Source organism: Paenibacillus sp. ACRSA, from assembly GCF_022346845.1.
Lineage (GTDB): Bacteria > Bacillota > Bacilli > Paenibacillales > Paenibacillaceae > Paenibacillus.
Map to the genome: position 1 here is coordinate 867,864 of NZ_JAKRNP010000003.1, position 20,221 is coordinate 888,084.

The 20,221-nt window shown below is 45.0% G+C and carries 18 protein-coding genes and 1 pseudogene; 4 read left to right on the forward strand and 15 right to left on the reverse strand.

The features are described 5' to 3' along the window. Positions 1–7: 7 nt before the first annotated feature. Positions 8–625: a DUF47 domain-containing protein gene (locus MH215_RS13315; protein ID WP_056692927.1), complete on the reverse strand. Its 618-nt coding sequence runs from the start codon at positions 623–625 to the stop codon at positions 8–10. A 370-nt stretch (positions 626–995) separates the two neighbouring features. Continuing rightward, positions 996–2,069, reverse strand: coding sequence for a DUF3048 domain-containing protein (locus MH215_RS13320; protein WP_239290743.1), 1,074 nt, complete (start codon positions 2,067–2,069; stop codon positions 996–998). 338 nt (positions 2,070–2,407) lie between these two features. On the opposite strand from MH215_RS13320, the gene MH215_RS13325 reads away from it, so the two are divergent. Then, the gene (locus MH215_RS13325; RefSeq protein ID WP_056692933.1) at positions 2,408–2,947 is read left to right on the forward strand and encodes a DoxX family protein; all 540 of its coding nucleotides are present in this window, start codon (positions 2,408–2,410) and stop codon (positions 2,945–2,947) included. 88 nt (positions 2,948–3,035) lie between these two features. Here the strand turns inward: MH215_RS13325 and MH215_RS13330 are convergent, their stop codons facing one another. From MH215_RS13330 to MH215_RS29055, 3 genes and pseudogenes are all read right to left on the reverse strand, one after another. Then, entirely contained in the window at positions 3,036–3,299 is a 264-nt protein-coding gene (locus MH215_RS13330) for an S-layer homology domain-containing protein (protein ID WP_239290744.1), read from the reverse strand. Between the two features lie 3 nt (positions 3,300–3,302). Next, positions 3,303–3,389, reverse strand: a pseudogene (locus MH215_RS29330) (S-layer homology domain-containing protein); the annotation flags it as partial. A 45-nt stretch (positions 3,390–3,434) separates the two neighbouring features. Then, positions 3,435–3,560 (reverse strand): hypothetical protein, encoded by a 126-nt coding sequence (locus MH215_RS29055; RefSeq protein ID WP_275446094.1) that lies wholly within the window; start codon positions 3,558–3,560, stop codon positions 3,435–3,437. Positions 3,561–3,847: 287 nt separating this feature from the next. Between MH215_RS29055 and MH215_RS13335 the strand changes: the two genes are divergently transcribed. Beyond that, positions 3,848–4,060, forward strand: coding sequence for a hypothetical protein (locus MH215_RS13335; protein ID WP_239290745.1), 213 nt, complete (start codon positions 3,848–3,850; stop codon positions 4,058–4,060). Between the two features lie 161 nt (positions 4,061–4,221). Here MH215_RS13335 and MH215_RS13340 read toward each other — a convergent pair whose 3' ends face one another. The 3 genes from MH215_RS13340 to MH215_RS13350 form a co-directional block, all read right to left on the reverse strand. Next, the gene (locus MH215_RS13340) at positions 4,222–5,007 is read right to left on the reverse strand and encodes a DODA-type extradiol aromatic ring-opening family dioxygenase (protein ID WP_239290746.1); all 786 of its coding nucleotides are present in this window, start codon (positions 5,005–5,007) and stop codon (positions 4,222–4,224) included. 90 nt (positions 5,008–5,097) lie between these two features. Continuing rightward, on the reverse strand, positions 5,098–5,928 hold the full coding sequence (locus MH215_RS13345; protein WP_056692944.1) for an alpha/beta hydrolase: 831 nt from the start codon (positions 5,926–5,928) through the stop codon (positions 5,098–5,100). A 557-nt stretch (positions 5,929–6,485) separates the two neighbouring features. Next, entirely contained in the window at positions 6,486–6,722 is a 237-nt protein-coding gene (locus MH215_RS13350; RefSeq protein ID WP_239290747.1) for a hypothetical protein, read from the reverse strand. Between the two features lie 426 nt (positions 6,723–7,148). Between MH215_RS13350 and MH215_RS13355 the strand changes: the two genes are divergently transcribed. Further along, entirely contained in the window at positions 7,149–7,895 is a 747-nt protein-coding gene (locus tag MH215_RS13355) for a DUF1129 family protein (RefSeq protein WP_239290748.1), read from the forward strand. Between the two features lie 183 nt (positions 7,896–8,078). Here the strand turns inward: MH215_RS13355 and MH215_RS13360 are convergent, their stop codons facing one another. Further along, on the reverse strand, positions 8,079–8,990 hold the full coding sequence (locus MH215_RS13360; RefSeq protein ID WP_239290749.1) for an AraC family transcriptional regulator: 912 nt from the start codon (positions 8,988–8,990) through the stop codon (positions 8,079–8,081). A 257-nt stretch (positions 8,991–9,247) separates the two neighbouring features. Next, positions 9,248–12,424: a stalk domain-containing protein gene (locus MH215_RS13365; protein WP_239290750.1), complete on the reverse strand. Its 3,177-nt coding sequence runs from the start codon at positions 12,422–12,424 to the stop codon at positions 9,248–9,250. A 331-nt stretch (positions 12,425–12,755) separates the two neighbouring features. On the opposite strand from MH215_RS13365, the gene MH215_RS13370 reads away from it, so the two are divergent. Beyond that, positions 12,756–13,724: a hypothetical protein gene (locus MH215_RS13370; protein ID WP_239290751.1), complete on the forward strand. Its 969-nt coding sequence runs from the start codon at positions 12,756–12,758 to the stop codon at positions 13,722–13,724. 277 nt (positions 13,725–14,001) lie between these two features. Here the strand turns inward: MH215_RS13370 and MH215_RS13375 are convergent, their stop codons facing one another. The 5 genes from MH215_RS13375 to MH215_RS13395 form a co-directional block, all read right to left on the reverse strand. Continuing rightward, positions 14,002–14,592, reverse strand: coding sequence for a GNAT family N-acetyltransferase (locus MH215_RS13375; protein ID WP_239290752.1), 591 nt, complete (start codon positions 14,590–14,592; stop codon positions 14,002–14,004). 14 nt (positions 14,593–14,606) lie between these two features. Further along, a complete protein-coding gene (ilvA, locus tag MH215_RS13380; protein WP_056692960.1) occupies positions 14,607–15,893 on the reverse strand; it encodes a threonine ammonia-lyase IlvA in 1,287 nt (428 codons plus the stop codon). Positions 15,894–15,960: 67 nt separating this feature from the next. Continuing rightward, on the reverse strand, positions 15,961–16,851 hold the full coding sequence (locus MH215_RS13385) for an alpha/beta hydrolase (protein WP_239290753.1): 891 nt from the start codon (positions 16,849–16,851) through the stop codon (positions 15,961–15,963). 242 nt (positions 16,852–17,093) lie between these two features. Beyond that, complete coding sequence (locus MH215_RS13390) at positions 17,094–19,385, reverse strand: beta-glucosidase family protein (protein WP_239290754.1); 2,292 nt, start codon at positions 19,383–19,385, stop codon at positions 17,094–17,096. 222 nt (positions 19,386–19,607) lie between these two features. Continuing rightward, entirely contained in the window at positions 19,608–20,213 is a 606-nt protein-coding gene (locus tag MH215_RS13395; protein ID WP_056693031.1) for an alpha/beta hydrolase, read from the reverse strand. Positions 20,214–20,221 lie beyond the last annotated feature (8 nt).

Consider the following 20,221-nt stretch of genomic DNA (forward strand, 5'->3'; position numbering starts at 1 on the left):
TGGCTCCTTAAGAATTACGCATGATGATGGACTCAAGCACGTTCGCTACATGTTCACAAGCATCCGTCGTCGTCTCAAGACGCTCATAAATTTCTTTGCGCTTGATCAGTTCAATTGGATCTGACACGGTAGCGAAGAGATTTTTGATACACATGCGCAGTACTTCGTCGCCCTGGTTTTCCAGATCATTCAAACGAATGGTGTACTCACGGATAGCGAGCAATTTTTTCTGTGACAGCAAATGAATCGCCTTCTGAATTTCGTAAGCCGATTGACGCAAAATGTCAGCAAATTGAACGATATACTCGTCTGGATCCGTCAGTTGGTACATATAGAAACGGGAAGCCGTTGCTTCGATTCCGTCCAATACGTCATCAAGAGTTGTTGTCAGCTCCATGATATCATCGCGTTCGATCGGCGTGATAAATGTTTTGTTGAGTTCTGTAATGATCGTATGCACGTAATCATCACATTTCGACTCGTACTTCTTCATTTCATTGGCAAAAAGAGTCACATCCTGAAGGTTGGAAACATGCTGGGAGAAATAATCTGCCGCTTGAACAACCGTGTCTGCCATGTTCTCCAGTGTTTCAAAAAATATATCCTTCTTCTTCTTAAGCTTCATAGCTCTATCCCCTTTACGAGAAATTGCCGATAACCGATGAAACATGAAATGACAACCTTTGATATCTTATCATATTTGTTTCATGGTTTGTACAAAAGGTGTGATCCTTTTTTATATTCTTATCACATTAATCTGAAATGAATCTTAATTATTTGGTATCACTGGCAAATTCAAGGTTAGATTTTACACTGCGTTTACAAATGGAAGCGAAAACCGGATGTAACGGCAATCTCATTTTCACACCAGAGCTAAATTCCACGACCTGAATCATCATCTATTCGGAATCTGAATTCGTCGATTCATGTCATTTCTCATCCATTTTTCCATTCATTGTCATCTGCTGCTGTTTCACAATTCGGGTTGACTTTATTTATTGCTCACTCAGCTTCACATGGTCGGCAAAACTCGGCTGATTCGGCACAATGCTAATAAACGTCTTACCCGGCACAAGTGCTACCTCACTGCCATCCTGCACAAATCGAATGATATCGCCTCGCTCCTTCTCCCACTGTCCACGGATCATCTTGCCCTTCTGGAATAACATCGCTTCCCCGCCTTGCTCCAAATTGACGGACAATCGCCCTACATCATCGAGCACCTTGTGATCTGCACCCGCAACAATAATGTTAGCTGCTCCAAGTTGTTCACCATTATCCATATCCTGATCGGCTTTGCCGTTTACCAATCTCATATATCGTCCGCTAACTTCATCATAATCATACGTCACAAGGTAACTATTCAATAAATAATGAATTTCGAATTGCTTCGCTGTCTCTCCGCCAGAAGTACAACCTTCTTCCTTATAGGTATAGACAGGCGATGCACTATCGTGACTGTAGCCCTTGATATCGGCTCCTTCTCTCAGCTTGTCCACAGAGGTGTATAGATTATGCGGAGCTTTACGATCCGAGGAACGCCAGAAATATGGCCCACCGTTAGATATTTCATCCATATGTTGTTTTTGTTGTCGTTGCAAAATCGAATACGCCTCTGGGCTACCGCCTGCATGAACAAGCACCCCGTCATAGCTCTCGCCAAGCTGGATCAGATACGGTCTAATGCTACGCACAGGCCCAACCGTCTCAGCGCCGCCTTCACTCTGGAATATTGCGATAAACCGGGTAATCCCTCCCTCTGCAAGTACCTCCAATATAATATCTGCAGAACTTAGACCCGATTGAGGCCTTGCGGCAGGAGCATTATTAATCATTACAGCCAAGGGTCTGTTTGTGATAGCTTCATTAGAAGGCAAACCTGTAAGCGGGGCAGTAAAGAGAGCTTTGGCTGGTTCTTCGACGACTTGTTCCTCCTGTACGGGTGCTGGAACATTATTCGGCTGCTCTGGCATCTGGGCTAACTCTTTGTCCTGACACGCAGCAAGACTGATGGCAAGGATAAGTAGGGACGTAGCGGATGCAGTTCGTTTCCATGGGAAAAGCTTCAATTCAATGTACCTCCTGAACGGTATGGCTGGATCTAAGATGTGGAGAATATCTCATGTAGAAGACCATTTCACGTTTTTCTTTCCATTTAATCACAAGAGCAGTGGTTTGTCTTTGATTTGGGAGCAATTCTCTACCCCTAAACCTTCATATGAAACGATGATTTAGAAACGAAATGTGTCCTAACTGTGAACTTCTCAAACCTTACTTAAAATTTGAATTAGATTGTGATTTTTATCACAAACAAAACAGTCCTCGAACTATACAATAAAGACATCAAAGGTGATCACTTAGAAAAACAAAAACAACACACACTAGATTCCATGAAGGAGTGGTTTATATGTTCAGCTTCAACCAATGGCTTAGAGAAAACAAAGTGGCAATGTGGATTTTGACAGTACTTCGGGTGTATATCGGTTACGATTGGATGACTCACGGATGGAGCAAATTGACCGGCGGATTCCAAGCTAGTGGATTCCTTGCAGGCGCAGTTGGAAAAGCAACTGGTGAGAATCCTACAGTTCAAGCTTGGTGGGGAACGTTCTTAGAGAAATTCGCTGTACCAAACGCTGGATTGTTCGACTTCATTATCCCACTTGGTGAATTCCTTGTAGGTCTGGGTCTCATCCTTGGATGCTTCACAACACTGGCAGCACTGATGGCATTGGTCATGAACTTCGCGTTCCTCTTCTCGGGTACTGTGAGCACGAATGCTCAACTGGTACTGATGCAAATCTTCCTTGTAGTCGCTGGTGCAAATGCTGGTAAAATCGGTCTGGATCACTGGGTACTGCCTTACCTTCGCGGATTGTTCAGCCGTAACAAAGGTAATGACACCAAAGACACACCAACCATTAGCGCAAATCACAAAACAGCTTAACAAAAATTATCAACAATGCTGCCGCCCTGCTCCCCGTCCCCCCTGGGAGCGGGGCTTTTTTATGTCCAATTATTCTATGATCTAGACTCTACGTAAGGTGTGAACACGATAAAAAATGAAAAAAAAGCCGTTTTACGATACGACATCGTAAAACGGCTCTCATCAACACCTGCGTTGCTTCCGCACGGGTTGTCAGCGCCGAAGAATCAAATGCTCCATTGACTCGACCTTTCATCAGATCCGATTGCTGCATGTGAGCTGCTGCCTGGCTTGTCCAAGCCGGGATGCTGGCTGCGTCAGTAAAGGAGGATTTGGTCGCAACGTCAGTCAATGTCAGCGCACGGCTAACCATAACGGCCATCTCCGCACGTGTGATTGGAGCATTTGGATGGAAGCTACCAATGCAGTAAACACGAGCACAAAGACCAGCATGATCTTCCAAAAGACACGACAGGTATAATGAATCACTCCAATATCTCCCGCTTATTTACACATTGTTCCTCATGCTAAATGCAGCTCCGCCAAGCCGTAAAATGATGTTTGTACTCTGATGTCTAGCGACCTGAAGCAAAACTTCTCGCCACTCTGTTACACGGTCCTGATGAGCTTGCATTTTGAGAACAGCCTCCATCCCCATCAGCATGCGATTTTCCCGTAGCGTATAACATGATTACGCTTAGTTTACTTTATAAATCAAGAAAAAATATAGAAATCCGTTAGCTAACCAGATTTTATTTTTTTGCACATTTTTACATTTTTAATGATACTAATCACAAATATAACTCTAATTTTCCAAAGCGTTACAATGCAAGTTGCTCATATCCAGCTCTATACACTTGCCCACCTGTAGAATCCCATATTATGATGGTATAAAGTCCAACAGAACAAAGGAGTATCTCTATGACTACGCAGCGCCGTCTCGAAACTGACGCCGATTTCCAGGAAGCCATGACCTCAAAACATAAAATTCGGGTATTCAAAGATAACCACCAAATTGACTCTGGAGGTGTTATCATCCGATTTGACGAGAAAACGGTTGTTGTTCAGTCCAGTGTCAGTGAACTGGCCTATCACTCACGTACCGAATGTGAGTTATTTGAAATCCGCAAATAGTCCTTTAGTTAAGCTAAAGGCGATAATTTATATATTTGCATATTCTAAAACTATACCATCCTGAACACCAAAAAAAGGTTCCATGCAGTCAACTAAGTGACTGCCGGAACCTTTTTGCTTATTTATATTCATAGATCTAGTCTGTTCTTATCTGCTCCAAGTTATATGCCGTCTCCAAACTGCCAGCAATTCAAACTTAACGTGCCGCAGGCATACGTTTGGAATAATCGCTTCGCTGTGCGAGACATATCTGCTGTGCCCATCGCGTAGAACAATGGAGCCAGATGTTCCATACCATAGGACGGAACTGCTGTCCGCGCATGGGGAGCTTTTTTTTCATACAGAAACAATTCTCTGGTGTTCCACTGCTGTAGACGCTCTCCAAGCCAGTCATCAAACTCTACGGCCCAGTCCTGTGGCTCATCATCCTGTGCCAGCATTCTCAAATTATGAACCGTTCCACCACTACCGATGATCAGCACATTGTCATGCCTGAGCTGCTCCAGCATACGCCCAATATCATACTGCTCTTGTGGAGAACGCAGAGAGTCTACCGATACGGCAATAACCGGAATGTTGGCTTCGGGGTACATATGCAGCAGCGGCACCCAGACGCCATGATCCAACCCGCGCCCACGAACAGGTCGATGTGGCAAGTTGCTACGTGAGAATAACGCACAAATCTCGCTCGCAATATCCGTTTGCCCAACTGCACGGTAATGTATGTCATACAAGGCTGGAGCGTATCCGTAAAAATCATGCAGGGTCTGATGAGACTCATCCATCGTCACCGAAGGCTCGGGACAGTCCCAGTGTGCGGTAAATACAACGATTGCCTTTGGAGCCGGCAGCCTGTCTCCAAGCTCGTTCAAAAAATGAGTGTAGTCACTGCTCTCCAACGCCAGAGTGGGAGAACCATGCGCAATGAATAGTGCGGGTAATGTCATTGCTGCCAACCTCCAGACACAGATAGGATGTTTACCTCTCTATTTTAACCCGAAGAAGGCGCTTTTCCAAGTTACTCCCCGTTACTTTGCTTAAATCATCCAGTGCTGCCAATCCTGTTCGATCTTCTGACGCTCACCCAGCCACTCTCTTGTCCGACTAATCAGTTGTTCCCGCTCCTTGCCTGAAGAGAAGGTGTGATCTCCCTGAAAGATAATCTCCTTATCGCAGCGACCTTCCTGACGCATCCAGAATACCTTTTGATACAAGAATGCGTAATCAACTGGAATGATCTCATCTGACGTTCCATGAACGACTAACACATCGCCGCCAAATTTGACAGCCTCTTGAAATGGTTGATGCTCTGCCAGTGAATCGAAGAATTTTGGTGTGAATTTATATCCTAGGTAGTCAGCTGCACCAACCTTCACGCCTTCATCGTACACTTCCCGTCCAGTGATCTTCACAATATCATTGAATGGATAACCTACCGATGACCACATCACGAGATTCTTAACGCGTTTATCACGAACAGCTGTCAGCAGTGCCACTGCACCACCTAAACTATGACCAATCAAAGTCACTCGGGTCGGGTCTACATCACTGCAATTCACAGCATAGTCCAGTACAGAGCGGGTTTGAGCAATCATAGACTCCAGTCCCTCAGCCCCATATTCGCCACTGCTCTCCCCGCAACCGACATAATCGAAGCGCAGCACTAGATATCCATCCTCAGCCAGCTCACGAGCAGTTTTGACAAAAAGACGATCTACCCCGATCCGACTTCCCACGAAACCATGGCAGATGACAGCCAGAGGAACCCGCTGTTGGTGGTTCGCCTCCTTAATGTCCTTAACCACTGGATAATGTATCGTGGCTGTTAATTCTTCCTCTCCATGGCGAATGCTGATCTGACGCTCCATGCCGATTTCCCCTTTCCGTTCCCTGACAATATATGTTCATATAATAATTACTTACATTAGTCCCTCCAAGGACAGAACAACCTTCCGATCGCTGTTATCCCCAGATTTTTTGATTCCTTTTCTAAAAGGATAAATCCGGGGATAAAGGCGAACGCTTCGCTTCTTCCGGTTATTTCTGTCCTTTCCGTTCTCGGGTAAGTTATTAATTTAAACCTATATCGTTTTTAATTATATATAAATCCGATAAGTTTAATGTGTATTAAAGTTGTAATAGTATATTATCATCTCAGAACCTTCACGTCAACGTGAGTGCATTCCTCTTTTCATTGGAAAGTATAGCACCTACAACAACCACTCTTTATTGTTATTTTATCGACATGCACGCCCCAAAAATGAATGTACATTTGTTCATCCGATGCCAAATTCCTGTTGGATGTGTCGTCCGTTCCATAAAATGTACACATACAAAAGAGGTTCCAATCAAGCAACTGATTTGCCTGAGATGGAACCCCTGTAATCACACGGATCTAAATGAAGCTCATTCATTTATGCTGCATTTACTCGTAACTTCGCCGGAACATAGCATGTGTCTCAGTCTGTCCCTGCCACTCGTGCTCACGTGCAAAATCAGAACTCGCCCAGAAGCTTCCCTCTTGCTCATTTCCTTCTGTAAGCTCATCTGACACCTCTGTATCCTCCTTTAGTTGCTCCAATGGAACAACCTCATCCATCACACCGCGGGAATTACTGTTCATCAGTAGTTTTCGCGTCAGATCATTGTTGGACTGATTCATCGTAGTCGCACTCCCATCCTTAGATTTTCGTTTGGAAATGCTACTATTGTGGTGGAATCCAGCTTCCTTTATTCACAATTCACACAATCGCAATATTATGAGACGAGAGTTCAGGCACGCATTGCATAGCAATAATGAACCATGGGAAAAATAACAAAAATAGCTACAACTCACACCTCCCTCGTGCCTTCTAGCGAAAGGATTGAATGTTATGGAACAGTGTATAGAATGGATTCGTGCTCATGGTAAGCTGGTGGTATTATGCACCTGTGTAATTCTCGCCTGTATCTGGATATGGAAGAACCATGAGCAGCTATTTTATAAGGAATGACTTTGCGAAAAGACCGCCCTTCCCGTATACTAAATTACCGTTAGGGTTTCCACTTCATTGGGGACGGAAAAGGGTTTAGACAGGGGGAGCAATTCGTGGGGATTTCCTATAAGAAGCTAAGAGAAATACAGAATCGACAAATGACTGAATTGAGTCAAATGACACCGGATAATGTGAAATTATTTAACCAGATTAGTACCATTGCGAGAAACACCACTGCGGATGAGAGAGCACAAGAAGAGTGGATTTTATCTGCTGGAAAAGAGATCGTTCAGGCGCAAAAGGATGGGCGTTCTGCTCAAGAGTTATATGGAAACGACCTAGAGGCGGCTGTACACTCTGGCCTGAGTCTGGATGAGGAAGAAGATAGCGCATCTTCTGAGCATCCAAAGAGCCTTGAAACGAATAGCACACAGCAACAGAAACAACCACGCACGCCGAAATGGTATGCGATGATTGCTTGGGCATCTGTGTCCTTTATCCTGCTGATTCAAGGTGGAGCTGGTTTAATTATCGGTTGGACAGATGGTGACATCGAGCCGTTTAGTCATATTAGCCTTTTCTCGATCATCGTGGCAGCCGTAGGAGGTATTGCTCTTGTAGAGATGCTACGCCGTCTAGCTGAGCGACCAGATGATCAAGGTGCGGACAGAAATGCTGTACCGAAAATTAATTTACGCGGGATCGTTATCTACCTTGCTGTCGTCGTACTTGTCTTGTTTGTGGGATACCCATTGCGTGACAGCTTGCCTGTGTTTAACCTAGCACCGTGGGTTAGTCTAGTGATTGGTATCGTAGGGTTGGCTTTATTGCGCCCCCTCTTTGGTCAAAAGAAGGGTTAAGCTAGCTACTAATGTAAAGCGGATACCAATTGGTATTGGTAATGATATTTCAGTTAGGAAAGGAGCCGTAATGGCTCCTTTTTGGTTTATTTATTTAGATCGTCACCTCTTATGAGGTATATGCATGTATGATACTTTTTAACCTTAACTGACTAAATGGTTTATGAGGTTTAACAATGCATTTTAGTGGAGACTGTCTTGATTAGCCTTCAACTGATTGCGCTGTTTGATCTCTTTGCCAGGGGTTTCCCCGAATTCACGTTTGAACATGCGAATGAAATAATTCACTTCCATACCGATCATCTCCGCCGCCTCTTTAACACTAGATTGAGGGTGATCTTGCAGCCATTGGGAGGCTTTTTGTAATCTTAGCTGCTGCATATACTGATGCCCGGTTACCCCATGCTTCTGATGAAATAAACGATTCAGATGTTGTACAGAGTAACCTACCGCTTCCGCAACATGCTTCAACAAAAGATCCTCCTGATAGTGTACATGCATCAACTCAATAGCACGAGCAAATGCCTCACTTCCCGGATCATTCTCCCGCTCTGCAGCAATTACGGAGGATGAGCTCACCTCTAACGAGCCTGCTTCTTCATGAGATCCGATGCAACGTGCGATATCCAGAATAAGCTGATATATCAAGGCTGAGTTGTTCCAGCCATCTGTGTGTCCTTGATCTGGTGCATGCCAGATATCCGTCATTCTTGACCAAAATTGTTCCATATCCTTCAGATTCCGAGGTTCCGAAGGTAGTAACCCAACGGCATGAAGCACCGATTCAACAGATTCTCCTCCAATACCGATATACCCAAGTTCCCAGCCAGATTTGGAATGAGGCATATGCTCATAAGCTACCCCAGGTTCGATCACAAACATCTGCGCAGCATTCACTGACCAAACTCCCTTACCGGGAATCTTCAATTTCCCCATGCCAGTGCGTGACAAAAACAATTGATACACCGGAAACCCATCAGGTCTGAGCTGCGGCTTCTCTTCATGTGTTCCAACGCAATACAAATACAGCGGCAACCGGGAATCCGGCAAGCCGGTCAAGCGAAATGCGAGCATTCCATCATTCCTTTCGGACATGTCCTTCTCGTGCTTATTCCTCCTATTATCCCTTTGTTTGTCTGACTCGACAACCAGCCTAAGGAACCTATTTGGCGACAGGAATTTTAAATTAAGAGGTATTGCATGTGATTACGTCCCCTTAAAATTAATAGAATTTTATTTGTATTCTGTAAAATTGGAATTGCCTCAAATAAAAAAGTAACGCTCTCTTTCGTATTGAAAGGAAGCGTTACTTATGGCTTATGGTTATACTATTTCATACTGTTTACTCCAACTTATAGTGTGGCACCCGGATTATTTTCTGATCCTGATGCATCTACAGCTGGTGTATTAGTGGATGCAGGTGTTTCTTGTGTTGGTTGCGGAGCTAATTTCAACTCAACTGAACCAGATGCCCCAGAAAGAGCACTGTTATATTTCGTTGAATCGTTAGCATAAGACAATATATACACTTTATAAAACTTTCCAACCTCAATGGGATTTCCAGCGGAATCCTTAGCAGATATAGTTACTTTAATTTTACCATCATTAACTTCATTCGTTTGAATTGGGTTGAAGTTACGGTTTGTGATTGCTGAAGTTGGATCTAAAGCACCTGCTCCCTCAACAACAAATAGTCGATACTCTGATATACCATTGTCTGATGGTGCACTAAAAGTTACTTCATAACTTGCATCGGATACTGTACTGGTATTTTCAAAACCACTTATCGTAGCTTTTTTGACATCTACAATTTGAGGAGCTTGAGCTAAAATTACAAAGCTACTGGAAGCAGCAGACAGATTAGAAGCACGTTTATTATTATCTTCTGATACGGACAAAACGAATACTACATAATTTTGGCCAGTAGTAAGTGGTCTACCATTAATATCCTTATGCCCCGTATTCAGCCCGATTGAGCTACCCGCAGCATTTTTTTGGATTGAAACATAGTAACCAATCTCCTGAGCAGAACTTCTATCAAATGATCCTTCTTGATTTGCAGGTACAATAAATGCTCTATATCCAGCAATTCCATCATCATTTGGCTTGTTAAAGGTTATAGAAACATCCGAAGCATCCCCTGCTTGACCTTGCTTTTTCACTTCTACCTTAACACCAGTCACTGCCGCTACCGCAGTGTTGGCTGTCAATCTAATGGTTCCTGATGAAGAAGACAACACATTAGCAATGGAGTTGTTACTACTCACTGCCAGTACGTAGACTTTATAATCAACACCATTAATTATTGGGTCACCATCGACTGTCCTAGAATCCCTTAAGAAGTTAACAGTTAGGTTTGATCCTGTTTTGCCAACAGCTCTGTAATACGAACTACTCAGTGCATTGGCGTTACCCAGATTAAAATTACTATTCGCTCTTACCACAAAAACGCGATATTGGCTTACATTCGTCTCATCCGTGGATTTGTTAAACGTCACTTGTAAATCTCTGCCGTCACCATTATCCCCAATATCCTTAGGCTGAACATTGGATGGTGCAGTCAGTACAGTATTCTTGGTAAGTGTAATCGGTAGAGAATAACCGGACAATGAGTTCTGACTAGCGTTCCCACTGCTGCTTACCGATAGAACAAACACACGGTAGCTTACACCTTCTCTAATGGTTGTACCATAGATATCCCTTAGACCAGAAGAAAGTGTGAAGGTCTGATTACCTCCTGTTTTGTTCACTTGTTGATAGTAAGATGAAGCATTCGCTGCATTCAGCGTAAAGCTGCCTACATTACCAGAAGGAACAACGAACACGCGGTACGATGAAACTCTAGATTCATCTGTAGCTTTGGTAAATGAAACCCGTAGATCGCGGCTATCTCCAATGTCACTTACATCGGCAACCGTCAGGTTACTTACCGCCCCTGCATTCCCATTGTTCGTCAATCTCAACACCGCTGAGGAGGAAGACAATATATTGGCAGCACCATTGTTACCTACAGCCAGCACGTAGATCCGATAATCCTGCAGGTTCGTCACATTATAACCGCTCGTGTCCTTCATTGAAGAAGGTAGCGTTGTCGTAATGTTATTGCCTGTTTTGTTCACCGTATAATAGAAGTTAGATGACAAATTATTGGCTGTAGTCAAGTTGAAGCTACTGGATACAGCATTACGCACCACAAAGATCCGGTAGCTCGATACCTTGGATTCATCGGATGAGCGGTTGAAGCTCACTTGAATATCGCGTCCATCCCCATAGTCAGAGTTATCTTTAACCTGGGTGATTACAGGAGCTGTTGTAGCGTTAACTCCCAGTGTTAATGATGCAGATGCAGCAGACAGTTTGTTGTCTGTTGTTGCCGCATTAGTGCTCACGGACAGAATGTAGACAACGTAGGCTGTACCATTTTTGATAATTTCTCCAGATGTATCACGCGTGGATGAGCTGAACTGGCTCTTCATTGTTTGCGTATTAGCCTTATAGATAATCGTTGAATTGGCGTTACTCACTTTGTTCGCTGCAGCTAGATTGAATGAAGAAGCATCCTTCGCTTTCACCACGAATGCACGATAATACGTAATGTTAGACGTATTGCTCGGTTGCGTGAAGTTAATCTCCAGATCGCGTCCATCGCCGTAATCACTAATGTCTGCTGCACGCAAGCTAGTCACGGATTGAACGGCTGTCTTCACTGCGGATAATTTCAACGTTTGAGAAGACCAGCTGAGTGTATTTTTATAGTTGTTGTTGTTATTGCCCACTGTAAGTACATACAAGCGATAAGTTTCATTGGAGTTCAACAGATCTCCATTCACATCTCGCGTCTGTGCGTTGAGTGTCAACTTAGGATTATTGCCATTTGGTGTAATGGTTGTATAGTTTGCAGATGGTACGGCTGTTGCCGAAGACTCGTTGAAGCCATTCACATCACGGGTTTTGACCAGCATGACACGATAGGCCGATACCGCTCTTTCCGAGGTTGGACGTGTGAAGCTTACGGTGAGATCGCGCCCATCTCCATTACTCCCGGATACAGAGCCGTAAATATTCCATGCTGAATATTGTGTATCATCCACAGGAGGTGCTTCCGTTTTCTTAATATCTACCCGCTGCATACGGGAGTTCCAGAATACTTTTTCCCCAAAAGCTTCGCTCACAAATCGAATGGGAACCATCGTATTTCCTTTGATCGTATTGGCAGGTACATCCAGCGCTACGGCTGCTCCATTGATGTAAGCAACTTTGGAACCCAGCGTCAGTGAGACTTCTTGATCGCCACGTGTTGCCTTAATCGTTTTGGTTTTGTTCGTGTACTGTACTTTGGCATCCAATCCTTCGAAGATCGATCTTAATGGAACCAGTACACGCCCACCCTTCATTACAGGTGCCTGAGCTGAAGATATCTCTGCATCATTGATATAAATGCTAATTCTTGCAGCAGCATCCATAACCGACGTTGGTAGTGCTGACATTAACATGGCTGATACCGCCAATGCTGACATCACCTTTTTCACTTGATTTCCTCCAGCTTTCCTCATATCCCGATATCCCCATTCTTATCATTATTGAACTGCAAAATGTATTCATTTCATCACAATGAATTCCTGTAATTTCCTGTGTACATCTATGACGTTCGGACGTATGGAAAAGTTTCCATCCTTCCAAAATATATTTTTACAGAAACCCCCTTCCATCTTCTACCTTTCAAAAGTTAAAAATAACAGAACTTTTTGTCACTATTCCGAAACAACATCTCGATTCAAATCGTTTACTGTTAGTACAAATGGAATTATCGTGTTTTCGCTCTTCTCACACACTTTTCTAATTCACGGGAGGTTTACACATATGACACCTTCGTACCCATCGGCCAAACGTAACGTAGTACGCGTCATCATGGCAGTGACAGCTCTTGCACTGCTAATTCAATCTGGAGTGACAGGCACAACAGGAGTCGCCGCTGCCGCGTCATCCACTTCCGAGAGCAAAATAACCACCAGTAGTTCTGCTGCCATTTATAAGACATTTCAATCCAAGCTTAAACATAAGAATGGCTTAATTGCCGCGGACGCTTATTTAACGAACCGAATTACACAAGTCACGTCTCACCATCTGAGCTTGATGGTATTACAATTAGAGAATGCTCGGTTGAAGACATTAACGACTATGACAGACCGCATGCTTGTTCCTAATGTGCAGGACAAGATGATGAAGATTTATCAATGGAATGATACTTTCACGGGATTAATGAAGCGTACTCAGGATAGCAGTCTACAGAGCCTGTTAAAAGAAGCACGCGATAGCGGCTACAAACTCGTCATGATTGAGGGTTCTCTCTACCCCATCATGAACTACTCTGCCTTCCAAAAATATAATGCCAACGTGAAGCCTGACATTTCGCAATACATGAATATAATGGCTGCAGAGACTAAGAAGATCCCAGCAGAAGACGGTGGGCTACTTATCGGTTATCAGGAAATATTGCTTCGTGCTCGTAATCAGGAGCAATTTCTAGAGCTTTATCCAGCATCGAATCGGGTGAAGCAAGTGCAGAACCTGCTTGATAGTTACACCATGTACACCTTCTACGGACTAAATAACACGCCGTTATTTGATTACGAGACGAATAAAATGGTGCCTAATGCGCAGAAAGGATACACATCTGTCATCCAAAGACTAGCGACTGTCGATAGCCCTTTTCTAGATAAGCTTGCCTCCTTCATGGATGTGGTACGTGAAGCCAAATACGAGAAAACAACGGCTGTTGAAGCCTGGCTGGACATCAATGTTCCGTTACCAAACGACTCTAGTCGCTAAACTTACCCCTTATGGGGAATAAGCAGATAGGTAGACAGGATTTACTCAGTTTGATTTCTGCACTTCTTGTCGCTCTTTTACCATTCAAGCTAGCTTACATTTTGTTGTCCAATTACGACCCAACTTTAATGCTCCGTGTTGTAGCTTAAATGTACACAAAAAAAACCGCGACAGGCTTTGACCTATCGCGGTTTTGATTTTGGTTTTAATTCATTTTAATTACGGTTAATTCGGCTTAACTAGAGTATAATAATTCACTCTTCAATTCGTCTATCTACTACACCGGCTTAACCATATGGCTGTACTCATGTCCTGCAATGACAAGCACATCATCCTTGACGTAGCCCTGTCGTTCATACAGCATCAAGGCACGACCATTATCTCGCTCTACAATCAAGGATACTTGCTTGTGCCCGAGAGTGCGCCCCTTCTCTTCAAAAGCAGCCATCAGCGCTCTCCCGATGCCCTGCCCCTGATATGCTTCACTGACGGACAACGTATCCAGATAATACTCACCCGGACGTGTCTCTTTGACTAGAGCATACTTCTCATCCTGTCTGCGCCCAGGTCGATTCCGAATCGGCTCATCCAGCAGGTCTGCTTCGCTTCCGTCATAGGCCACTAGAATCCCTGCCACAACTTCATTTTGCTCCATGACCGTCACATTACGATAGCTGATCCGATTATCTTCTTGCACGAAGAACTGTTGCAGAATACGCATCGCTTCCTCATGCTCACCTTCACCCGCCAAGGCATAAGCAATATCGCCTATAGCTTGGTACAGTAACGGAATGACCTGATCTACATCCTCTTTACGTGCTGGTCGGATCAGAGAACGCGCCTCTTCAGAACCAGCATTGATCGACATGTTGGAATCATTCATCAGATCAACATGTTGAACAGATTAAGATTTTTGTTTAGTTCCGTATAAGCAATGCCTTTACGGTTCATGCGTTCAATCAATGGTTGGTAATCTTCCTTGTGTAACAGTTCGATTCCAACTAATGCTGGCCCATTTTCTTTGTCATGCTTCTTCGTATATTCAAACCGCGTGATATCATCATCCGGACCAAGAACTTCTTCCAAGAATTCACGCAGAGCTCCTGCACGTTGCGGGAAATTAACCATGAAGTAATACTTCAACCCTTCATAGATCAGGGAACGTTCTTTGATCTCCTGCATCCGGTCAATATCGTTATTGCCGCCGCTGATGACACATACTACAGTCTTTCCTGCGATCTGCTCACGGTACTGATCCAGTGCAGCAACCGCCAGTGAGCCGGCAGGCTCAACAACAATCGCATTTTCATTGTATAGCTCCAGGATAGTTGTACAAGCCTTACCTTCCGGGACTTTCACAATATCATCGAGCGTTCCACTACAGATATTGTAGGTGAGATCACCAACCCGTTTAACGGCTGCACCATCCACAAATTTATCAATATCATCCAGTGTAACCACCTGTTTGCGGAACATTGCTTCACTCATCGATGCAGCACCAAGCGGTTCAACACCGATAATGCGCGTTTCTGGACTTACTGTCTTCATATACGTTCCAACGCCAGCAGCCAGACCGCCTCCGCCAATCGTTACGAATACATAATCGGCATTTTCATCGAGGCTCTCCATAATCTCCATCGCCACTGTACCGTTGCCTGCAATAATCTTCGGCTGGTCAAACGGATGAATGAACGTCATCCCATGTTCATCACATGCACGCATCGCTTCAGCATACGCATCGTCATACGTGTCACCAATCAGTACTACCTCAACATTGCTGCCTCCGAAGCGACGTACCTGCTTTACCTTTTGGTTCGGCGTCGTGCTCGGCATGAAGATTTTGCCGTGGATTCCAAGTGCATTACATGAAAAAGCCACGCCTTGCGCATGGTTCCCCGCACTTGCACAGACAATACCTTTCTCCATCTCTGCTGGAGTAAGGCTACGAATCATGTTATAAGCGCCCCGAATTTTGAAGGAACGCACGACTTGAAGGTCTTCCCTTTTTAAATAAACATTACAATTATATTTGGCCGACAATACAGCATCCCGCTGTAGAGGTGTCCGTACAATGACTTCACGCAGCACATGATGTGCGCGTACGATATCTTCCATGCCTACACCGACATGTCCGGGACTCATGGTACCCGTTGGTTCCACTGGTTTCATCTGATCTCCACACTCCACTTATATTGGCTGCAATGCTCTTGCACTGCTCTCTTTTTTTATTATTGTATCACTTTTGCTCTATTGTTGCGCCTGAGCTCACATTATTTATCATTCTTACAGTTTCATCAATAATGACCTGTGGATCTGTATACATAACCGTATGACCGGACTGATCTGCGCCAATCCATCTCGCATTGGACAGCTTACTCACAGTCTGACGATGCGCCGCAATGAGGGCAGGTCTAATCTTCCCTTCTCCCTTGCCTGGTTTAGTACCTGAGATCACGCTGACCTCAAGATCATCCAAGGCTGGGGGCTGTGCCAGAAGTGCTGTCATATCATCCAGAAATGTTTTGCCTTCGGCAAGCATCGTTTTTGCTGCCTGCACAGTAAAATCTTCTTTGAGATGATCTGCTACAACATCATCTGGCTGAACCTTTCCAGCCTTACTTCCGAGCAAGCGATATAAGCCCGTATGAGCCATGATGGGAATAAGGAAGCCATTCAAGGCAAAGCTTTTTTTAGCCAGACTGGAGAAGTACAACTCGCAATGTTCATCTGATGGATCCACCAGTACAATTCCTCGTAGTTGGGATGTATTGGCAGCCGCAGCAGTTCGCACAATTGGCCCACCCCAGCTATGCCCAACAAGAATGAACGGGCCTGGCTCCAATGCAGACAGCAAATCTCCCAGATCTTCTGCCATTCGGTTCAGACTGCGCGGAGCAGAATCTACTTCACTTCGTCCTGCCCCTGCTCTATCATATACGACTGTTCGTGCGTGCTCAGCAATAGCTGGTGCAACCAAACCCCAGGTAGATCTCGAGAGCCCCATACCAGATTCAAATACCACTGTCAGTTCGCCTGATCCTTTGGACATATAATGCAGCTTGCGACCATCACGGGTCTGAATATATGCACTTGAACCAAACGTATGTAAGCTAGGACGATGATCCATATTTCCCCTCCCGTTTATCTGTATAGTCATCCTGAACCGAATCTAATTGAAAATGATTATCAGTTAATTATAAAATATTCTTCACTTTACGACAAGCATAGCACAGCTAAGCCCCTCTCTTCTCTTTTCTAAATTATCCATCTCATATTATAAATAGAAAGAAAACCCGATCCATCATTGGATCGGGTTCGAACTTATGATACATCCACTCATCCGTGGATATCATGCTGCCACAACAACGATTATGCTCGAATGCCATGATCCTTGTTGTTCAGTTTCTCCAACAACTCGTTCATGTTCTCTTCGCTCATAGCCCCGCCACTAAAGGCAACGAGAGCACGTAGCGGCATATATTTCATCATGGCATCCATCATATCTGCATGGTCTCCAGCATCGTCATCGCCAAAGCCGCTTGCTTCCTGGAATTGCTTCAATGCCTGCTCCAGTAGCTTCTTATTGGCAGGATCGCGCTGAATATCGCCTAGTGTACTATTACGTGTATACGTCGGGATAAAGGTAGCCGTGGATTCTACGGTCACTCGTGTGTGTAAATGAATGTCCCGGGAAGAACTGCCGACCTGAATCTCGAACTCTCCCGTCTCTACATGCCAATCCTTCATGTCCACATTATAATAAGCGAACGAGCGCTTATCTAGGGAGAAGCCAATCACTTTCGACTCGCCTGGCTCCAGCTGAATTTTGGCGAATGCCTTCAACTCCTTGGCTGGACGAATGACGGTGCTCTCTACATCACGGATATAGAGCTGTACGATTTCTTTACCGGCTCTGTCCCCTGTATTGGTTACACGGACACTTACCTGCACCTCATCCTGATCCGTTAGTTCAGTCCGGTTTACCTTAAGGTCGGCATATTCAAACGTCGTATAACTCAAACCATAACCAAACGGGAACAAAGGCTCGATCTGCTTGGTATCATAATAACGATACCCTACAAAAATTCCTTCACGATATTCGACCCGATCACCCTCACCCGGAAAGTTAAGATAGGAGGGATTATGGCTAAGCTGCATCGGGAACGTCTCTGCCAGTTTCCCCGACGGGTTTACCTCACCGTATAATAAATCAGCAATTGCACCACCAACGGCTTGACCACCTAAATATGCTTCAAGCACAGCTTGTACCTTCGGCAACCACGGCATTTCCACAGGTGAACCGTTGCTTAGGACAACGATGACACGTGGTTGTACTTTAGCTACCTCTTCGATTAGACGGATATGGTTGTCTGGCAAGCGCAGATGCGAACGATCATACCCTTCTGATTCATAGCGGTCTGGCAGTCCTACGAACACAATTGCCGTGTCCGCCGTCTGAGCCGTCTGAATCGCATCAGCCATCAATGACTCATCTACATCATCTGCTTCAATTCGGTACCCTGGTGCGTAGGTGAGCTTCACCTCTTCACCCGCCACACGAGTCATCTCATCCACAATATCATCCACTTGGGTTGGATTAATATGAGAGCTGCCACCACCCTGAAAGCGTGGTTTACGTGCAAAGGCACCAATCAGTGCAACAGAACCTTCGCGTTGTAGCGGTAAGATGCTCTCCTCATTTTTCAGTAAAACCATGCTCTCGGAAGCCACCTTACGCGCAAGCTGATGGTGCTCCTCTTTGTCATACGTTGCATTTTCCTGCTTATGATCAACCGCTTTGAAGATCAGTGTAAGCAATCGCTCCACTGCTCGATCCAGCTTCTCCAGAGACAGTTCACCGTTCTCTACAGCATCAATGACCTTACGTTCGCCAATTCCGCCACTTGCCGGCATCTCCAACTCCATACCTGCCGCCAGCGCATCCGCACGTTCGTTCACAGCACCCCAGTCTGATACAACAATGCCTTCATGACCCCATTCGTTCTTAAGGATATCTATAAGTAACCATTCATTCTCACCTGCATAGGTTCCATTAACCTTGTTATAGGAGTTCATCACCGTCCACGGCTGAGCATCCTTCACTGCACCCTCGAAGCTCGCAAGATAAATCTCACGTAACGTTCGTTCATCTACAACGGCATCAATCGACATGCGTCGCTCTTCCTGATTGTTCACAGCAAAATGTTTCAATGACGTGCCTACACCCTGACTCTGGACTCCCTTAATATGACCCGCGGCCAAACGTGTGGACAATAATGGATCCTCGGAAAAATATTCAAAATTACGCCCACCCAGCGGTGAACGTTTAATATTAACACCCGGGCCAAGCAAGACGGATACGTCCTCCGCCTGACATTCCTCCCCGAGAGCAACGCCGACTTGACGCGCTAACTCGGTGTCCCATGAACTTGCCAGCCCTGCTGCAGATGGGAAACACGTTGCAGGCACACTTGCCATCAGACCCAGATGATCAGCACTCGAATCCTGCTTACGTAACCCGTGTGGGCCGTCCGTTACCATGATGGATGGGATACCGAGACGCTCCACCCCTTTTAGATGCCAGAAATCGAGACCTGAGCACATGCCCGCTTTTTCTTCCAAAGTCATCCGCTGTACCAATTCTTTGATGTTTCGTTCCATAATAACCCCTCCAGTTCATGATCTGTTATATAAGATAAAGCATACATGGTTTCGTAATGCACTTTCAAATGTTTACCCCATTCGCAACGTTTACATAACGGTTATTCCTATTCTTTTGTGCAAAAAAAACAAAAACAGCCTGATCTCTAAAGATCAAGCTGTCCAACTATGCCTCTCACAGAGCAGTTATCCCATGTTCGATATCCGTCACTCCGTAAAGCCTCACGCCTGAGACGCAAACCATGCTGCCGCAGCTTCTGCCTCGGTACGTGTAAGCTGATGTCCCTGACGCTCCCAGTGCATGTGCACTGTTGCTCCAGCTTCGCTTAGCAAGCTCGCCAGCTCTTCAGTTTCCCGTTTAGGCACGATAGGGTCATTCTCCCCTGCTCCAATGTATACAGGCAAGCCTTTCAGATCAGGTAGCTCAAGTCCACGTAATGGCACCATAGGATGATGTAGAATTGCTCCTTTGAACACATCCGCCTGATGGAAGATTAGGCTTGCAGCAATATTAGCTCCATTGGAGTAACCAAGGACAATGACATTCGAGCGGTCAAAGCCATATTCTACGGCTGCTGCATCAATGAACGCGCCCAGCTCTGCCGTCCGTGCGATCAGATCTGGTTCATCGAATACACCTTCGGCTAAACGACGGAAGAAGCGAGGCATACCGTTTTCAGATACATTTCCACGTACCCCCAGAATACCAGCTCCAGGTGCAATCATCTCAGCCAGACCGACTAGATCATTTTCCGTGCCTCCTGTGCCGTGAAGCAAGAGCAACGTCGGTGCATCAGGCTGTGAGCCTGCTTTATAAATATGTTTCATTGTATTGG

What these genes read in the sequence shown, in the direction of transcription:
- MH215_RS13395 (WP_056693031.1), bottom strand. Translation starts at nt 20,213, where the DNA reads ATGAAACATATTTATAAAGCAGGCTCACAGCCTGATGCACCGACGTTG.
- MH215_RS13390 (WP_239290754.1), bottom strand. Translation starts at nt 19,385, where the DNA reads ATGGAACGAAACATCAAAGAATTGGTACAGCGGATGACTTTGGAAGAA.
- MH215_RS29055 (WP_275446094.1), bottom strand. Translation starts at nt 3,560, where the DNA reads ATGCAAGCTCATCAGGACCGTGTAACAGAGTGGCGAGAAGTTTTGCTT.
- MH215_RS13315 (WP_056692927.1), bottom strand. Translation starts at nt 625, where the DNA reads ATGAAGCTTAAGAAGAAGAAGGATATATTTTTTGAAACACTGGAGAAC.
- ilvA (WP_056692960.1), bottom strand. Translation starts at nt 15,893, where the DNA reads ATGAAACCAGTGGAACCAACGGGTACCATGAGTCCCGGACATGTCGGT.
- MH215_RS13340 (WP_239290746.1), bottom strand. Translation starts at nt 5,007, where the DNA reads ATGACATTACCCGCACTATTCATTGCGCATGGTTCTCCCACTCTGGCG.
- MH215_RS13350 (WP_239290747.1), bottom strand. Translation starts at nt 6,722, where the DNA reads ATGAATCAGTCCAACAATGATCTGACGCGAAAACTACTGATGAACAGT.
- MH215_RS13375 (WP_239290752.1), bottom strand. Translation starts at nt 14,592, where the DNA reads ATGTCGATCAATGCTGGTTCTGAAGAGGCGCGTTCTCTGATCCGACCA.
- MH215_RS13330 (WP_239290744.1), bottom strand. Translation starts at nt 3,299, where the DNA reads ATGGTTAGCCGTGCGCTGACATTGACTGACGTTGCGACCAAATCCTCC.
- MH215_RS13360 (WP_239290749.1), bottom strand. Translation starts at nt 8,990, where the DNA reads ATGTCCGAAAGGAATGATGGAATGCTCGCATTTCGCTTGACCGGCTTG.
- MH215_RS13325 (WP_056692933.1), top strand. Translation starts at nt 2,408, where the DNA reads ATGTTCAGCTTCAACCAATGGCTTAGAGAAAACAAAGTGGCAATGTGG.
- MH215_RS13385 (WP_239290753.1), bottom strand. Translation starts at nt 16,851, where the DNA reads ATGGATCATCGTCCTAGCTTACATACGTTTGGTTCAAGTGCATATATT.
- MH215_RS13335 (WP_239290745.1), top strand. Translation starts at nt 3,848, where the DNA reads ATGACTACGCAGCGCCGTCTCGAAACTGACGCCGATTTCCAGGAAGCC.
- MH215_RS13345 (WP_056692944.1), bottom strand. Translation starts at nt 5,928, where the DNA reads ATGGAGCGTCAGATCAGCATTCGCCATGGAGAGGAAGAATTAACAGCC.
- MH215_RS13370 (WP_239290751.1), top strand. Translation starts at nt 12,756, where the DNA reads ATGACACCTTCGTACCCATCGGCCAAACGTAACGTAGTACGCGTCATC.